At 31.6% G+C, this 17,592-nt stretch carries 11 protein-coding genes; 9 read left to right on the forward strand and 2 right to left on the reverse strand.

The window, feature by feature from the left end:
• Nucleotides 1–3 precede the first annotated feature (3 nt).
• From H526_RS0119805 to H526_RS0119825, 5 genes are all read left to right on the forward strand, one after another.
• Entirely contained in the window at nt 4–1,554 is a 1,551-nt protein-coding gene (locus H526_RS0119805; protein WP_027394612.1) for a RagB/SusD family nutrient uptake outer membrane protein, read from the forward strand.
• 13 nt (nt 1,555–1,567) lie between these two features.
• The gene (locus H526_RS0119810; RefSeq protein WP_027394613.1) at nt 1,568–2,770 is read left to right on the forward strand and encodes a hypothetical protein; all 1,203 of its coding nucleotides are present in this window, start codon (nt 1,568–1,570) and stop codon (nt 2,768–2,770) included.
• Nucleotides 2,771–2,872: 102 nt separating this feature from the next.
• On the forward strand, nt 2,873–4,252 hold the full coding sequence (locus tag H526_RS0119815; RefSeq protein ID WP_051336248.1) for an endo-1,4-beta-xylanase: 1,380 nt from the start codon (nt 2,873–2,875) through the stop codon (nt 4,250–4,252).
• Nucleotides 4,253–4,675: 423 nt separating this feature from the next.
• Entirely contained in the window at nt 4,676–7,741 is a 3,066-nt protein-coding gene (locus H526_RS31140; protein ID WP_051336249.1) for a glycosyl hydrolase family 8, read from the forward strand.
• Between the two features lie 1,073 nt (nt 7,742–8,814).
• Entirely contained in the window at nt 8,815–9,828 is a 1,014-nt protein-coding gene (locus tag H526_RS0119825; RefSeq protein ID WP_027394615.1) for a DUF6588 family protein, read from the forward strand.
• 66 nt (nt 9,829–9,894) lie between these two features.
• Here the strand turns inward: H526_RS0119825 and H526_RS0119830 are convergent, their stop codons facing one another.
• Both H526_RS0119830 and pafA read right to left on the reverse strand, forming a co-directional pair.
• Nucleotides 9,895–10,773 (reverse strand): YihY/virulence factor BrkB family protein, encoded by an 879-nt coding sequence (locus tag H526_RS0119830; protein ID WP_027394616.1) that lies wholly within the window; start codon nt 10,771–10,773, stop codon nt 9,895–9,897.
• A 30-nt stretch (nt 10,774–10,803) separates the two neighbouring features.
• The gene (gene pafA, locus H526_RS0119835) at nt 10,804–12,450 is read right to left on the reverse strand and encodes an alkaline phosphatase PafA (RefSeq protein WP_027394617.1); all 1,647 of its coding nucleotides are present in this window, start codon (nt 12,448–12,450) and stop codon (nt 10,804–10,806) included.
• A 128-nt stretch (nt 12,451–12,578) separates the two neighbouring features.
• On the opposite strand from pafA, the gene H526_RS0119840 reads away from it, so the two are divergent.
• The 4 genes from H526_RS0119840 (at nt 12,579) to H526_RS0119855 (ending at nt 17,588) form a co-directional block, all read left to right on the forward strand.
• Nucleotides 12,579–14,021: a CotH kinase family protein gene (locus tag H526_RS0119840; protein WP_035086097.1), complete on the forward strand. Its 1,443-nt coding sequence runs from the start codon at nt 12,579–12,581 to the stop codon at nt 14,019–14,021.
• Between the two features lie 124 nt (nt 14,022–14,145).
• Nucleotides 14,146–14,784 carry a M48 family metalloprotease gene (locus tag H526_RS0119845; RefSeq protein WP_027394619.1) on the forward strand — a complete coding sequence of 213 codons (639 nt, stop codon included), beginning with the start codon at nt 14,146–14,148 and terminating at the stop codon, nt 14,782–14,784.
• 36 nt (nt 14,785–14,820) lie between these two features.
• Complete coding sequence (locus H526_RS29680) at nt 14,821–16,056, forward strand: Pycsar system effector family protein (RefSeq protein WP_035086099.1); 1,236 nt, start codon at nt 14,821–14,823, stop codon at nt 16,054–16,056.
• A 2-nt stretch (nt 16,057–16,058) separates the two neighbouring features.
• Nucleotides 16,059–17,588 (forward strand): GH3 family acyl-acid amido synthetase, encoded by a 1,530-nt coding sequence (locus H526_RS0119855; protein ID WP_027394620.1) that lies wholly within the window; start codon nt 16,059–16,061, stop codon nt 17,586–17,588.
• Nucleotides 17,589–17,592 lie beyond the last annotated feature (4 nt).

Below are 17,592 nucleotides of genomic sequence, written 5' to 3' on the forward strand. Positions count from 1 at the left end.
AGTATGAAAAGTATAAAGAGAATTTTTACATATGCTATTGTATTGACCTTTCTCTCATCTTGTGGTGAAGATTTTTTAGAAATAGAGGTTGTTGATTCTATTACTGAAGATAATTTTTATCAAACGGATGAACAATTATTAGCTGGAGCTAATTCCCTGTATGGGCAATCCTTTTTTACAACGAATGATAAGTTTATGTATTCATTGGATATGTTAGCAGGTAACTCTATTGGTTTTGAATCAGATGCCGCTTGGAGATTGTTTTCCGTTGGAGTAAATAATGGAGTATTATTAGAAGGTTGGGAAGGTTTCTATAAAGGAATTGCAGATGCAAATCAATTATTAAAAGTGGTTAGTCAACCATTAAATGCTGAAATTTCTGAAGATGTAAGAAATCAAGTAGAAGGTGAAGCTCGATTTGTGCGCGCTTTTTCGTATTTCTATTTAGTCCGTTTATGGGGAGAAATTCCAGTAATCGATGAGGTTACTTCAGATACTTCTACCCTATATCCGTTAAATACAGTTTCCAGTATTTATGATTTTATTGAAAATGATTTGCAAAAAGCAGCAGAGTTATTACCTGACGGAACAGCAGGTGGAATACGAGTTGGAAAAACAGCCGCTTGGTCGTACCTCGCAGAAATGTATTTAACACGTAAAGAATATAATAAGGCTAGAGATTATGCTCAGTTAGTTATTGATAGCGGGCAACACAGTTTGCAGTCTAATTATCAAGATCAGTTTATAAATCCGTCTGCAAGTGTAAATAGTGAAGGTATCTATCGATGGGTTTGGACATCCATTAATGGATTGTGGGGTATTCAGAATACTAACCAAGCCTATCTTATTGCTAGTGATGATGTGATTGGTAATGATGGATCTTTTGGTTCTGTAAATCCTAGTATAGATTTGTTTCTTTCCTTTGATAATGTTACTGATGCTGGAGAAGAAGATCTACGTAGACAATGGATTATTTGTGAACCTGGAAGATTCTACCCTGAATTGTTAACTAGTCAAGGCGGATGGACATTTCCAGAAAACGGAGATGATTCAGCTACAAAACTACGATATAGAAAATATGTAGTAGGATCATTAGACGAACATCCAAATGTGTTCTTTATGAGAACAGATATGAGTACCCAATTGATGAGATATGCAGATGTACTATTGATATATGCCGAGGCAATAATGGGTGATGCAGATTCTACTGGAGATGCAGCAGCTGTAGATGCATTTAATCAAATAAGAAGAAGAGCTGGATTATCCGAAAAAGGAATGATCACAAGACAGTCACTTACAGATGAAAGAAGAATAGAATTTGCTTTTGAAGCAGGTAAATTCTGGTTAGATTTAGTAAGAATGGATAGAGAAACTGCAAAAAACATTATTAGAAATCAAGATAGAGGAACTGTAAATACGTTAGTTCCATTTAATGTAGAATCGTTTTTTGTAGATAGCATTGATGATGATGACTTTTTATTACCAATACCATCTGCAGAGTCATCATTTATAGATACAACTAGTCCTGCAGTAGACTATATAATTAATGATTAATAAATAAGTAATGATGAAAAAAAATAAAGAAATGATGTATATCAAGAAGTTGCTTGTTTTGTGCTCAGTAATTGGCTTATTGGTATGTATATCATCTTGTGATGATGATAACGGAGATGGACTTCAATTTGGAGATCCACAAATAGTAAATATAGTATCACTTGGAGATGAACCCGCGATCAATGAAGGATTCCCTGCAGAGCTAGTAAGAGTAGAAGGTACAGGACTTAATGATATGAAAGAAATTATTTTTGATGGAACTGTAAATACCTTTTTTAACTCCACATTAAATTCTAATGTAGCATTATTTTTTAATGTTCCATTTGATGCGGATCAAGGAAGTCGTTTTGGAAATCAAACAGTAACCTTTACGAACCTATATGGAGAATCTGTTTCTACAGAGTTTACTATTAAGCAACCAGGCCCTACCTTAACAGTAGCAGATACATTTTCACCATCAAAGGGAGAAGGAGGTATCGAGATGAGAGCATTTGGTAATTGGTTTTTTAATGTAGAAGATGTACTTGTTGATGGAGAATCAGTAGGAGATTTTACCGTAGTTTCTCCACAAGAAATCTTATTTACTTTTCCTGAAGGAAAGACCGAAACTACCATTTTTACTGTAGTTACGGCTGGAGGAATGGTTTCTAAAGATTTACCTATCGTTGGAGGTATTGTTCAGATTTTATTTAGTGATTTTGATGGAAATGGAATACCAAATATTAATAATGATTACAATGCTGATTGGTTTTCTTATGGAGATAATATCTTTCAGGTTAGTAACGGTCTTGGTGTAGATGGTAGTGGAGGAGCAGAAATTGTTTGGGATGATACAGGTACAGATGGTTTTACAGGAAGTGGTCACCAAGAAGTAGCTCCTGTTACTACTTCAACTGATTCGGAAAATGCATTTATCCTTCTTGACATTAATGGAGATGATTATCCAGGGACCGTTATGGAGTTTATTTTAAAAGATGCAACTACAGACAACTGGATTTTTAAAGTTCCTTTAACAGGATCAGGGTGGCAAACATTAAGATTAAAACTATCCGATTTTGGATTTGGTTTTGATGTTAACAACCAAAGTATGGGTGATCCTAATCCTGCTACGCTCGTAGCGGTAAGAATGCAAATCAGTCACGAGGGTGATACCGGAGTAGTACCATCGGGTTATAGATATGATAATCTAAAGTTAGAGGTATTGGAGCTTGATTAAAGCCCTTTTCAAAATAAAATAATAATAATACATATCCAGAGGGATTTCATCTAATTTGATTGGTTTTACTCCTCTAGATATGTGTTCTATAAAATAATTACAATGAAAATAGAAAAAGTATATAATAAGGTCATTTATGCCTTGTTTTTTATTATGATGATGAACTTTGTAGCTTGTTCTGATGATGACAATACAGTAAGTTTTTCAGCAGTCCCACCGGTTGCACAAGATGCTTCCGAAATTAATTTTACAAGTTTTACTGCCAATTGGAGTAATGTGTTTTTGGCAAGTGGGTACGAACTGGATGTAGCTACCGATCCTAATTTTGGATCCTTTGTACAAGGATATGAAAGTTTAGCGGTAAATCAGTTGTTTCAAGATATACCAGGTTTATCTTTAAATACTCAGTATTACTATAGAGTAAGGGCTATAGTAAATGGTGTTGTTTCCGAAAACTCAAATACTATCAGTGTAGAAACCAATGAGGAGTTTCCAGATGATATAACCCTAAAATCTGCTACAGAGAATAATTTCTTTGTTGGAGTTGCAGTATCTGAAGCTAGAACCAATATAACTGCCTACGATGATCTTTATACAAGAGAATTTAGCAGTATTACTGCCGAAAATGATATGAAAATGGCTTCTATTTTTACAGGGATAGATGGTTCGGGAAATATTATTTATGATTGGAGTAAAATAGATGCACTAGTTGCTTACGCAGAAGCTAATAGTCTAAATGTGCATGGACATACCTTAATATGGCATAGAAGTATTCCCGAAGCTTTAGAGAATTTTAGTGGTACGGATCAGGAGTTCGAAGATTTAATAGAACAATATATTACTGATGTGTTTACAAGATATCAAGGTAAAATTAATTCTTGGGATGTTGTAAATGAAGCTATAGATGATGATGCAGGTACTCAATGGAGAAATACTTTATTCTTACAGCGAATGGGAGATGATTATGTAGAAAAATGTTTTGCTTTTGCTAGAGCCGCTGACCCTAATGTAAAATTGTTTTATAACGATTATAATATGACTTTTGATGGCACAAAAAGAGGAAAAGTACTAGTATTGGTAGATGATTTATTGGTAAACAATCTTATTGACGGTGTTGGTTATCAGATGCATATAGACTATAATTTCCCTAGTAGAGAGCAGATACAAGAAGCTACGGATGAATTAGTAGCAAAGGATGTATTGGTGCATTTTGCAGAATTGGATGTAAAGGTTAATGCAGCGAATGATTTAACAGAATTAACAGAAGAAAGATCTGAGGCACAAAGGCAAAGAGTGCGAGAAGTAGTTGAGATTTTTAATGCAATTCCGCAGAACAAAAAATATGCAATAACGGTTTGGGGATTAAAAGATGATGATACTTGGTTAATTCCCGAAAATAACGGCCGACCAGAGTGGCCTCTATTGTTTGATGCTTCCTTTAATAAAAAATCTGCGTATCAAGGATTTTTAGAAGGATTATAGTGATTTTATTCCCATAAACAATCGTCGTAAATGATCCCTGTAAATGCATTTTTACAGGGATTCTTATTTCTGATCATATTAATAAGTCTCTTTTCTAGTCATCTTTTGAGGTATCCTATGCTTTGTAATGTATTTTTTATAAAGATTTATACGTTTACTTAGGTATAGATTATATATAAATACTTCTTGGAATTTTTTACGAAAACGTTTTCGTAAAAAAAGTAGAAATTATATACTACAAGAATAATCATAAAAAATTGATTACCAGAAAATTAACTTATTTTCAAAAATTGTTTTTACGTTATCAAAAGGTGTTAGTTAATTACTTTTATAAATGGTTTTTTATGTATTTAATTGTTTGCTAATTGTTTGTGTGAAAATATCATAGTTTAGATTAACTAAATTTCTAAACACAAACTTCTTATGAAAACAATTAAAACTTTTTTTTTAAAATTATTTTTACTCAGCGTAGTAATCGTCTCTGGACAAAATACTGTTCAGATTGAAGATTTAAACATTAGCGGTCCGTATGCAGGAGCAATTGATTCACCATTTAACGGTATTGGTTTTTATGGTAATGGTGATAAGGCCGAAGGATCAATTAATCTTTCAACATTACCCGGTATATATAAAGTAGAAATTAGAGGAGCATCCTCCACTGATACTGAGGCTAAGATTAATTTAAATATAGACGATAATGTTAGTTCGTTTAGTTTTTCTGGAACTTCTGTTTCTAATAGTTCTAGAGAGATTAGCATTATAGGCAGTAATCCTCTTAATTTCTCTTTAGAATTGATAACAGATAATGGATCAAATGATACATTTTTAGATCGAATTACTTTTACATTTTTAGGATTTCCGCCACCACCAAGACAAGCCCCGGTTATTCCGTCAGTACCTTCATTCGAATCTGGAGTATACAGAAATATGTTTGTAGAATTTGGAAAAACCGAAACGGAAGTACAACAAAAGATGAACGCTATCTGGGAGCATTATTTTGTAAACGGAGATAGTAACAATGAAAGGCTTTATTATGAAGTAGGTAATGATATGGCGTATATTTTGGATACAGGAAATAATGATATAAGATCAGAAGGAATGTCTTATGGAATGATGATCTGTGTTCAACTAGGAAAGAAAGCACAGTTTGATAAATTATGGCGTTTTGCAGAAACTTATAGTCAACACCCAGAGGGAACAGAAAGAGAAGGCTTGTTTTCCTGGCAATTAAGTCGATCAAATTTTTCTATGATTGACCAAAATTCTGCACCGGATGGAGAAGAATATTTTGTAACTGCTTTATTCTTTGCAGATGCTCTTTGGGGCAGTAATGGTTCTATTGATTATAGAGCAGAGGCAAATTATATTCTTGATAATATGCTTAATAAACCAGCACCTAGTTCAGGAGGTTGCCCTACTAGTTTGATAGATGAGAATGAGAAACAAATAGTTTTTGGGATTTGTGGAAATTCTGCAAGTTTTACTGATCCATCGTATCATCTTCCGGCTTTTTATGAAATATGGGCTATAGAAGCTGATAGTAATAATCAATTATGGGCAGATATGGCGACAGTAAGCCGTACTTATTTACTTCCGAGAGCAGCACATCCCCAAACTGGATTAATGCCAGATTATTCGGAGTTTGATGGTAGACCTGTAAATCAAGGAAATCATGGTAATTTTGAGTTTGATGCTTGGCGAAATATTATGAATATGGGATTTGATTTTGCTTGGTTTCAAAAAAGTAAAAACGATATACAACCATTAATAAACAAGCAGATCAATTTTTTTAAAGATAAACCGGGGTATAGCACCTTATGGACATTGGATGGTTCATTTAGTAGAAACAATGATCATTCACCTGGTTTAGTGGCCTGTAACGCAGTTGGAGCTTTGGCACTGGAAGATTCAAAAGTATGGCCTTTTATTGATGAGTTTTTTGATACTCCAATTCCTTCAGGGCAATTTAGGTATTATGATGGGTTATTATATATGATGAGTTTTATGCATTTATCAGGAAATTTTAAAGCAATTACGGGTAATGTAGATATTCCGGATTGTAATGGCACACCTTTTCCAACGGCTACTGTAACTGCAACTGATGAAACTACCCAAGGAGCTAATGATGGAAAAATCACCTTTACGTTTTCTGATGAACCTGATAGAGGAGCTATAGAGTTTAGTAGTGATGGAGGGTTAACATATCCTCTAGACGTAAATGATAATTTAGGTTCTGCAACTTTTGATAATGTTGCTCCAGGAATTTATAATGTATGGGTTCGTTGGGGTAATAACGATTGTCCTATTAGTTTAGGCAATGTGGTAATAGAACAAGGAGATATAGTAGATCCTATACAGTCACCATTTATAAATCATACTATTCCTGGAATAATACAAGCAGAAGATTATGATAATGGAGGGCAAGGAGTTGCTTATAATGATTCCGATTCAAGTAATAATGGAGGTCAAGGTAGAACAGATGAGGGTGTTGATCTACAGAATACATCTGATACTGGAAGTGGTACTAATGTAGGATGGACAAATAATGGAGAATGGTTAGAGTATACAATAGGAAATGTTACTCCTGGAACTTATGACATAGTCTTAAGAGTTGCAAGTACTCAAAATAATTCTAAATCACTATCACTTAAATTAGGAACATCAGAATTAGGTTCTACAGTTATTCCTAATACAAATGGATGGCAATCATGGCAAAGTTTACGTATAGAAAATGTACAAATTTCCAGTGGAAACGCAAATCAAGTATTACGATTAGACATTTCAGGAGGTCTTTTTAATATCAATTGGATAAGATTCGAAGAATCGGAAGGTGACACAGGAGGTTCAATCTGTAATAAAATACAAGCAGAAAATAATTCAGACAGTTTTTATCAATTGAATACTGTAAATGGAATAGTAACAAATATTGGTTATTCTCATTGGTTGAAGTTTGATAATATTGATATATCAGGTGGCAAGTTTACCTTTAGGTATTCTAAGGGAAATAATGAAAACGGTTATATGAAAATAAGACTTGATAATAATCAGGATAGTAATAATATAGCAGAGATATATCCAGAAAGTACAGGAGGATGGAATAACTATGTAGAAGAAACAGTTGATATATCAGGATCTGGTAATCATGTTGTGTATTTGTATTTTCATAATGCAAGTAGAAATATTCAATTAGATTGGATTAGCTTTAAAGCTGAATGCGATCAACGAATTAACGAGGAAATTGGATTAAAAGATGAAGAAGAAACTATTAGAGTTTTTCCTAATCCAAGTAAAGGGAATGTAAACATAGAAGTATCAGATTACAATGATATAAGACAAATGGTTTTATTTGATTTATCCGGTAGAGAGATAAGAAGTATCAGAGAGATAAATCAAAAAGAATATAGTTTCAGTAATCTTAGCAAAGGTGTTTATCTTTTGAAGGTATATAAGAACAAGAAATCAATAGTTGAGAAGGTAGTAATTAATTAACTTCGGTTTACCTTTTAACAAGTATTATAAAATCCCTGTTTAGTAAAATTTACAGGGATTCTATTTTTAGAAAAATCAATATTATTCCTTGTAAACTCTCTAAAATGAAAAGATATTTCAGATATAATATATTATTGTTTTTTTAACAAAAAAAGATATAGTATTTGTTCTTAAGCAAATTAATGAAACGGAGATAAAAGAGATTTTTTTGCTTGAAAACACACTCTTTTTGAATAAAAATTGTAGTTTTTTTATAAATTTCACTCCATTTTAAGTAAAAAATGAAATCATCAAAACAATTTTTTAGTGTTTTGTTAACATTTTAATCAGTGATTTAACAATGCTTATGTTAAAGAGTCTTAACACAAGTTAAAGCCAGTTAAATGTCTTGACAAAATTTAATTATTACTTATATTAAAGATGTATTTGATATATAAACAATCTTTAAAATATATTCTTTTCTACTACTATGTTGCAATCCCCTTTTAGAATTGTTTTAGTACGAATAAATTTCTTTAGCATCTAGAAATAATAAACAAAAACTTTTATCAATATATGAAAGAAGTTAGCGTATTATGTTTAAGAATTGAACACAAGAAATCTATAATTTTTCAGAGATTAACGGGCAGATAGAATTTTATTATATAGAATTTGAGGACAGTTTAGTTAACCTTCTAGATAGATTTTCAGTAATAATAAATTAATAATGGAAAAAACACTTAAACTACAATTTATATACCCAAAATCATTTTATATTAGTATTTAATAGTGTTTTTAAAACGTTGTAATAACGAAAACAGATTAATAAGGCTAATTTTTTTTTGAATTGATTAATTTTTCTGTTTTAGTTATTTCACTTTTGCATATCAATTTTATTACTCATACTTCCTGTAGGAAATTAAATTTTAGTAATTTTAAAACAAAACATTTTGAAAAATAAAAACAATATACAGCGACCAGGATTAAAGAAAAAGCATTTTGGTAGCAGAGGGTTTTTAAGGAAAATCCGGAATAAAGTGAAACATAGCGTGACACCTAAAAAGTAAAATGATATATAAAACTCCCAAAATCTTATGAAAAAACTATTACTTATTCTTTTTGTTTTCAATTTTATTAATGTGGTAGCTCAAGAAAATATAGATGATTTATTAGCCGCCGGAGTAAATGATGCTCAACGTTTTGCTACTGATTATTTAGAACCGGTCTCTGGAGGGCTTATCTATAGTATGAATCAAGGTTGGTTCAATAGTGCAAAGTCTAAAAGAAAATTTGGATTTGATATCTCAGTTATTCTAAATACCTCTTTTGTGGGGAGTGATAACAAATCATTTATTTTAGATACTTCACAATATGAAAATTTGCAATTTAGAGATGGTAGTGTTGAGAAAGAAGTAGCTACTGCTTTTGGAGATATTGAAGGTGTTATTGTTGTTGTAGAAGGAGAAAGTTCAATTCCTGGATTACCTCCGCAAGATGCAGAATTCGAACTACCTACTGGACTAGGAGAATCTAATATTAATTTTGTTCCAACGGCTTTTTTACAAGCTAGTTTTAGCCCTCTGAAGGGAACAGAAATAAAAGCAAGATTCTTTCCGCAAATTAAAACTAGTGATGCAAAAGTAAGTTTTTATGGAATTGGGTTACAGCACGAATTTACTTCTTGGTTACCAGCTGATAAATTATTCCCAATAGCTATTGCTGGATTGATAGCATATACACATCTTGATGGAAGCTATGATTTTACTAACACAAATATAGTAGATGGAGAAAATCAACAATTCGAGAATAATACTAATACATTACTTTTTCAATTAATAGGATCTACAAAATTACCAGTGTTTAATGTGTATGGAGGGATTGGTTATATTTCTGGAACTTCAACTACTGATCTTAAGGGAACTTATAGAGTGCGGTCAGGAATTGTGTCAGAGGAGGAAATAACAAATCCATTTTCTGTAGAAAATAAAGTTTCAGGGGTAAGAGGAACGTTAGGAGCTAAAGTATCGGTAGGGTTTTTTAAGGCTAATTTAGAATATAGTTTATCAGAATATAGTGGAGTATCCTTAGGGTTAAATTTCGGATTTTAAACATCAGATAAAAGAAATTTAGAAAAATTCTTACGTCCAAATAAATTTATATAAATATTTAAATTTTTAGGATAATTTCTCTGCATATGAAGCAGGGTGTATTCCTGAGCCATATTTAGAGGCTAAAACTTTGGTGAATTCTGCGCCAAAAAAAAGAATTAAGCTGGAATACGAAACCCAAAGTAAAATTAGTATCACGGAGCCTGCCGCTCCAAAAGTTGATTGAGGATTAACTGTACCAAAATAAATGCCTAAAGCACTTTTTCCGATACTAAATAAAATGGTAGTCACAAAAGCGCCAAGCCAGACATCTTTCCATTTAATTTTTACATCAGGCAGAATTTTAAAAATCATTGCAAAAAGTACTGTTATCAGTATCAATGATAAAATAAAATTGATAATTTGAATCACATAGATGACAAAATTTGGGAAATGTTGACCAATCCAATCTGTTGTTGCGGTAATAAAAGCTGTTAATACCAAGGATGTAAGTAATAAGAACCCAATTACGAGAATAAGGCCCAAAGAAAAAATACGGTCTTTAATCATTTTAAAGATTTCATTCTTCGGTTTGGGCTTTACCTTCCATATTATATTCAAGGACTTCTGAAGTGCAATAAACATTCCTGTAGCTCCATATAGTAATGTTACTATTCCGATAATAATTACTAAAGTTGATTGTTCTTGATCAATAGCATTTTTCAACATACCTTCTATCGTATTTGCAACGTCTTGACCAAGTACTTCCGATATTTCTCTAATAATTTTCCCCTTTATTTCATTTTTTTTATAAAAAATACCCGTTGTCTGTATTATAATAATAAGCAATGCTGGAAAAGAAAATAATGCATAATAACTAACGGATGCACTCATTTGAAATGGTTCATTGGAGCTCCAGTTTTTATAAGTTGTAACTAAAATCTTAAAAAATGATTTAATTTTCATGATGATTCTATTCACTTTTAGATAAAAAAATTATTCTGTAACTTCACTTATTACATTTCCAGTAGTTCCGTTTGGGAAAGAAATACCTAATAATACAGCAATAGTAGGTGCAATATCTGATACAAAAGTTGATTTATTAGTAACTCCTTTTTTAATATTAGATCCATAGAAAAGTAGTGGAACATGAGTGTCATATATATATCCACTACTATGCGCGGAACCAGTTTTGGAGTATGTTATGGTAGAAGGTGTCAAAACGTAACAAACATCACCACTACGCTTAGGGTCAAATCCTTTTTTAATCTTTGATCCAATAATACTCGAAAAGTCAGAAGCCTCAATTTGAGATCTAGTAAACACTCTGTTAATTTGTTTTTTTTGGAATAGATAATCAGCAATCTCCTTTTGTATTTTTTTACTATCGAGCTGAAGTTTATTTATTAGTTGATAGTTTAAAAAAACCTGATGATTAGAAATATTTTCGATAATACTATCCCTCTTATATAATTTCTGGATATAATTTTTTAATTCCAAATGTATAGTAGCTTCTTTAAAATAACCTGAAGGTATTTTCTTCGTTTTTAGATAACTGGGCACGTGAGTAGCACCGTGATCAGAAGTCAGAAATAATATGTATTCTTCCTTTCCAACAAAAAAGTCCAATTTTTTTATGAGTAACTCAATATCTTTATCCAGTCTGATATATGTATCTTCAATTTCTTTAGAATTTACTCCAAAATTATGACCTATATAGTCTGTGCTCGAAAAACTAATCATTAAGAAATCAGTGTGATTATCTTTTCCTAGCTTCTCTTCTTCTATAGCTTTAATTGCAAAATTTGTTGTCAAACTGTTACCAAAAGGAGTTCGGGTTATAATATCATATTCTCCATTGAGGTTTTTTAATTTATCTAAATCATAAGGAAATACAGCTTTTTCCTTCCCTTTAAAACCTCTTTCAAAATTAGTGAAATCAGGACCACTTTCATCGTAAGTATTAATGTCGTATAAAGTATTCCATGTTTTATAATAACTATCAATAAGTTCTGATTCATTAAAATCAATAACCCATTTAGGTAACCTGTCCATATAGAAAGAAGATGATATCCAATTTCCTTGAGCCTTCCCTCTAAACCAGTATGCCGCATTTGCAGTATGTCCTCCGGATAATATAGCTCCTCTTTCTTTAAGACCAATACTAATCGATTTGCCTTTCATTTGGGTATGGATTCGATTTTGATCTGCAATTGTAGTAAGTTTAAGAAGAGAAGGAGACATTTTGCCATCTGGGCTACTTGTTCCTGTAGGAGATACATCAGAATCAGACACGCAGTATATTTTTTCTTTTTTCTCTCTGTCATACCAAATATTTCCAATGATTCCATGATATCTGGGAGTCGTACCTGTAAAAATTGAAGCGTGCCCTGGCCCAGTGTTAGTAGGTATATAATCAAAATGATGATTATTACAGGAAAACCCATTCGATATAATTTTTTTAAATCCGCCGGTACCGTACTTATTGTAGAAACGGGTCAAATAATCATACCGCATTTGATCAACAACAATACCAACAACCAATTTGGTTTTTTTTTCGGCCTTTTTTTGATCGCCTTTTTGCTGTGCATTTACAGCAGAAAATATTATAAAAAATAGAATAAAAGTTTTTTTAAAAATCATAGAAGTTGAAGTTACTTAAAATGCTTTTAATTATAGAGCAATTTTATGGATTACGATAAACTTTATATGGATAGTGTTATTTTTTCATTTTATTACATCGATCTTTGTTTTAAATCCTAAAACACTATATGAAAATTCGAGGACTACTTTTATATGTTGTTTTATTTTGTTCGGTACTTCACTCACAAAATGTTAAAACCATTGTCCCAAAAAAAGAAAGCTATTGTGTAGACGAAAAAAATAATATAATCATATGGTATTCTAGTATTTCAAAATATAAGAATGAAGGTTTCACTGGTATAAAGGCAACTTTTAATGATAATTTGATATTTTCCGAAGAGGTAAAAGAACTTTCTTATCAAAGAAGTTTTGAGGTTAACAGGAATGGGAATTTGTTTAAACTTTATTTTACAGAATTACCTCTTATTCAAATTAATACCTCCGAAAAAATAATAGATGATCCCAAAAGGGATGCTACATTTTCAATAGTTAGAGACAGTCTCGTAAAGTCTGCAATAGTTGGAATTGAACATCGGGGTAATATTTCATTAAAGTTTCCTAAAAAATCGTATGATTTAGAGTTTTGGAAAGATCCTGACATACAAGAATCAGAGGATATACAGTTTGGTAACCTAAGAGAAGATGATGATTGGATTTTAGATGGATTGTATAATGAACCTTTAAGATTGAGATCATATTTCTGCAATAAATTATGGTTATCAATACATAAACCATATTATCTGGATAAAGAACCAGAAGCTAAAAGTGGTATTGATTTAATGTATGTTGAGGTTTTTGTAAATAAAGCATATAAAGGTGTATATGCATTGACAGAACAAGTTGATCGAAAACTGCTGAAATTAAAAAAATATAAGAAAGGTTCTGTTTACGGAGAATTATTTAAAGCAGCGAGTTACAGCGGAGGCCCATCTTATAAGAGCGCTCCAAAATATAGAAATATCTTTCCGCATTGGGCAGGATATGAAATGGAATATCCTTTTATTAATTATAAATCTCATTGGAAAAATATTCATAAATACACAAAGTTTGTAATTAAATCAAAAGAGAACTCTTTTAAGAAAAAGATTAGTAAAAAGTTTTATCTAGATAATGCAATAGATTACTTTCTATTTGTAAACTTAATTAGAGCTACCGATAATTTGGGCAAGAATTTCTACGTAGCTCGATACACGAAACAAACTCCATATTTTAATATTCCTTGGGATTTAGATGGTGTGTTAGGTGTGATCCAAGATGGTAAAAGAATTTCCACTACCGATGACGTTCTAAGTAATGAATTATTTGATAAATTATTAAGAGTAAATCCTAACAATTATCGTCAAAGATTAAAAAACCGTTGGTTTGAATTAAGAAAAGAAGCACTTAGTGATCAACAGCTGTCACATACGCTTAGAGAAAACTATGATTTTTTTAAAAACAATAAGATCTACGAAAGAGAAGTACTAGTTTGGGGATCTGATATAAAATTACATGATCATTACGAGTATTTAGAGAACTGGTTAGAAAAAAGATTAGTTTTTTTGGATACATATTTCGAGAAGCTCAATTAGTTCCACGACAATTAGTTTTTAGCCCATAAGGCTTTTTTCTTACGAGTTTTGACTAAAAGAGTCACCCTTTATATCATATGGATTAAGCAAAATCTAAGTTGTTATTTAACTTGCCCAAGTAATAATGACAGAATCATTTGTATTTAGAATTCTTTGTTTAACAAGACTGATTATAGTTTTATATCCTTTCATGATCATAGCTCAAGACGTATCAACTAAAAATAAAATTATTCCAAACGAGATTATGGAAGAAGCTAAGATTTCTTTGAACTATTACCCAGAATTAGAAGATGTTTTAATCGAGTTTAAGTTTAAATCATCGCTTAAGAAATCCTTCATGAAAGCTCAACCTGTTTTTTTATCACTTTTTAAATCAAAAAGGAAAAGAAGTTATCTAATACTAATGAGCGAGACATTTAAAATTGATGGTCTAGAATTATCTATAAAGGATGTGCCTTCAGATATTCTTGTGGGTTGGCTTGGGCATGAGTTAGGACATATCATGGATTATCATAGAAGAAGTAGTGTAAACCTAATTTCGTTCGGTATAAAATATTTGTTTTCATCTAGTTTTATTAGGGATGCGGAACGCACAGCAGATACGCAGGCAGTATCTCACGGGATGAAAGATTACATATTGGCTACTAAAAACTTTATTCTAAATCATAGCTCTTTATCCGAAAAATATAAAGCAAGAATAAAGAAATTATACCTATCTCCTGATGAAATAATGTTATTGATTAAAGAACAAGAGGAGGATTAATCTTTTTCTTAATTAACATTAAAAAAGTAAATAATAATGGAAATGATACTAGATAAAGCTGAAGACTACATATTTAATCTTTTTAAGGATAATTTATCCAAGATATTTTTATATCACAACTTTTTGCATACTCAGCGAGTCGTAAATAGTGTAAAAGAAATTTGTGAGCATATAAATATTGATGAAGAAGATAAAGAAGTTGTATTAATATCAGCTTGGTTTCACGATGCAGGTTATGTAAGAGGTACAAAAAATCATGAGGAAGAAAGCATAAAAATATTCGAAATATTCTTAAAAGGAGTAACACTAAATGAGACAAAAAAAACGAAGATTTTAGGATGCATAAGAGCCACAAAAATCAATAAAGAACCAGCAAATTTACTAGAAGAAATAGTAAAGGATGCGGATAGTTCTCATTTGTCAAAAGATTACTATAAAGAAGTAAATGAATTATTAAGACAAGAATTAAGTTTATTAAAAGTGGCAGAATATTCTTCAGAAGAATGGAGAATTGAAAATTTAAAACTTTTTACAGAAAAGCATAAGTATTATACGAGATATGCGATTGAAAAATGGGAACCATTAAAAAATAAAAACCTTTTAAATATTATTAAAAAAGGAAAGAAAAGAAAAAAGAAAAGACAAAAAGAGGATTTAAAAGCGAAACTAAAGGCAAAATATAAAGATGAAAGTCCTGAACGAGGTATACAAACTTTATATCGTGTTTCTCTAAGAAACCATATAAAACTTAGTGATATAGCAGATACCAAAGCCAATATACTTCTTTCGGTAAACGCGATAATTATTTCTTTGGCACTAGCAAATCTAATCCCAAAGTTAGATGCTCCTTCAAACAGACATTTGATGATACCTAGTCTGATATTAGTTTTGTTCAGTGTAGCTGCAATAATCCTTTCGATAATGTCAACTCAACCAAAGGTTACTGGAGGAGAGTTCACAAGAGAGCAAGTGAAAAATAGAAAAGTAAATCTTTTGTTCTTCGGTAACTTTTTTAAAATGTCTTACGATAGATATCAGGAAGCAATTGATGAAGTAATTGGAGACAAAGAATATGTTTATAAAATGCTTACTAAAGACCTTTATTTGTTGGGTTTAGTGCTCAAGAAAAAATATGCGCTTCTCAAAATAACATACATAGTATTTACAATTGGAATCATCTTATCTGTTGTGGCTTTTATCGTGGCTTTTACAGGAATTGACTTGGTACAAGAAGTAAGTACACCAGAAATTATAGAGAAAATTACAAACTAGATATGGCAATTATAGGATCGTTAATCAAAGGAGCAATCAACTTAAAAGATGCATTGTCTCCAGAACTGAATCATGAAGAATCGCAACAAAGAGTATTAGAAGAATTACTAACGACAGCTTCAAATACTGAATTTGGTAAAAATTATGATTTTGAAAATATATTAAAATCTAAAAATATACAGGAAGAGTTTGCAAACAAAGTTCCATACTTCGATTATCATCAATTATTAGAAAAATGGTGGGGTCGAGTTATTGATGGAGAATCAAATGTAACTTGGCCGGGAAGCCCGGATTATTTTGCCTTAAGCTCAGGAACTACAGGTAAGAAGAGTAAACGTATTCCTGTAACTAACGAAATGATAGAATCTATTCGTAGAGCAGGTATTAAACAGGTAGAAGCTTTATCTAATTTTGATCTTCCAGCTTCTTTTTTTGAAAAAGATATTATGATGTTAGGTAGCTCTACTGATCTACAAGAAAGAGAAGGACATTTAGAAGGAGAAATTAGTGGAATAAGTGCGAGTAATATTCCTTTTTGGTTTGAAGGTTTTTACAAGCCAGGTAAAGAAATTGCAAAAATAGATGACTGGGATAAAAGAGTTCATAAAATTGCTGAAAATGCAAAAAGTTGGGATATAGGAGCGTTAAGTGGGATTCCTTCGTGGATGGAATTGATGATACAAAAAGTGATCGAATATCACAATGTAGAAAACATTCATGATATCTGGCCAAACCTACAGGTGTACACCTCAGGAGGGGTTGCATTTAGTCCTTATGAAAAAAGTTTTAATAGTCTATTAAAACAACCTATAACTGTAATAGATACATATTTAGCTTCTGAGGGATTCATTGCCTGTCAGGAGCGACCTGAGACCGATGCAATGAAATTGATTACTGACAATGGAATTTATTTCGAGTTTGTCCCTTTTCAGCCAGAATATATTAATCAGGATGGATCATTAAAGCAGGAAGCGCCTTCGATAACCTTAAAAGAAGTGGAAACTGATCAGGATTATGTACTCTTGATAACCACTGTTTCTGGAGCCTGGCGTTACATCATAGGCGACACTATAGAGTTTACAAATGTAGAAAGAGCCGAGATTAGAATTACTGGTAGAACTAAATTCTTTTTGAATGTAGTAGGGTCTCAGTTATCGGTTAATAAAATGAATGCAGCTTTAAGAGAAATAGAAGAGAAATTTGATATAGAAATTCCAGAATTCACATTAGCAGCAACTAGGATACACGATGAATTCTATCATCATTGGTACCTAGGTTCAGAGACAACAATTGATAATACAATGTTGGCCAAAGAGCTTGATGAGGTATTAAAAAAAGCTAATAAAAACTATAAAGTCGCTAGAAGTAAAGCATTAAAAGGTGTAAAAGTAACCACTGTTTCTCCTATTGTTTTTTCAGAATGGAGTGGAGCACAAAAGAAAAAAGGAGGACAAGTAAAAATGGAACGAGTAATGTCTGAAGAGAAGTTTGCTACTTGGGAAGCCTTTATTTCTGAAAACAACCCTAAATGAAACA

The organism is Aquimarina latercula DSM 2041 (genome assembly GCF_000430645.1).
GTDB lineage: Bacteria > Bacteroidota > Bacteroidia > Flavobacteriales > Flavobacteriaceae > Aquimarina > Aquimarina latercula.

What these genes read in the sequence shown, in the direction of transcription:
- H526_RS0119805 (WP_027394612.1), top strand. Translation starts at nt 4, where the DNA reads ATGAAAAGTATAAAGAGAATTTTTACATATGCTATTGTATTGACCTTT.
- H526_RS0119810 (WP_027394613.1), top strand. Translation starts at nt 1,568, where the DNA reads ATGAAAAAAAATAAAGAAATGATGTATATCAAGAAGTTGCTTGTTTTG.
- H526_RS0119815 (WP_051336248.1), top strand. Translation starts at nt 2,873, where the DNA reads ATGAAAATAGAAAAAGTATATAATAAGGTCATTTATGCCTTGTTTTTT.
- H526_RS31140 (WP_051336249.1), top strand. Translation starts at nt 4,676, where the DNA reads ATGAAAACAATTAAAACTTTTTTTTTAAAATTATTTTTACTCAGCGTA.
- H526_RS0119825 (WP_027394615.1), top strand. Translation starts at nt 8,815, where the DNA reads ATGAAAAAACTATTACTTATTCTTTTTGTTTTCAATTTTATTAATGTG.
- H526_RS0119830 (WP_027394616.1), bottom strand. Translation starts at nt 10,773, where the DNA reads ATGAAAATTAAATCATTTTTTAAGATTTTAGTTACAACTTATAAAAAC.
- pafA (WP_027394617.1), bottom strand. Translation starts at nt 12,450, where the DNA reads ATGATTTTTAAAAAAACTTTTATTCTATTTTTTATAATATTTTCTGCT.
- H526_RS0119840 (WP_035086097.1), top strand. Translation starts at nt 12,579, where the DNA reads ATGAAAATTCGAGGACTACTTTTATATGTTGTTTTATTTTGTTCGGTA.
- H526_RS0119845 (WP_027394619.1), top strand. Translation starts at nt 14,146, where the DNA reads ATGACAGAATCATTTGTATTTAGAATTCTTTGTTTAACAAGACTGATT.
- H526_RS29680 (WP_035086099.1), top strand. Translation starts at nt 14,821, where the DNA reads ATGGAAATGATACTAGATAAAGCTGAAGACTACATATTTAATCTTTTT.
- H526_RS0119855 (WP_027394620.1), top strand. Translation starts at nt 16,059, where the DNA reads ATGGCAATTATAGGATCGTTAATCAAAGGAGCAATCAACTTAAAAGAT.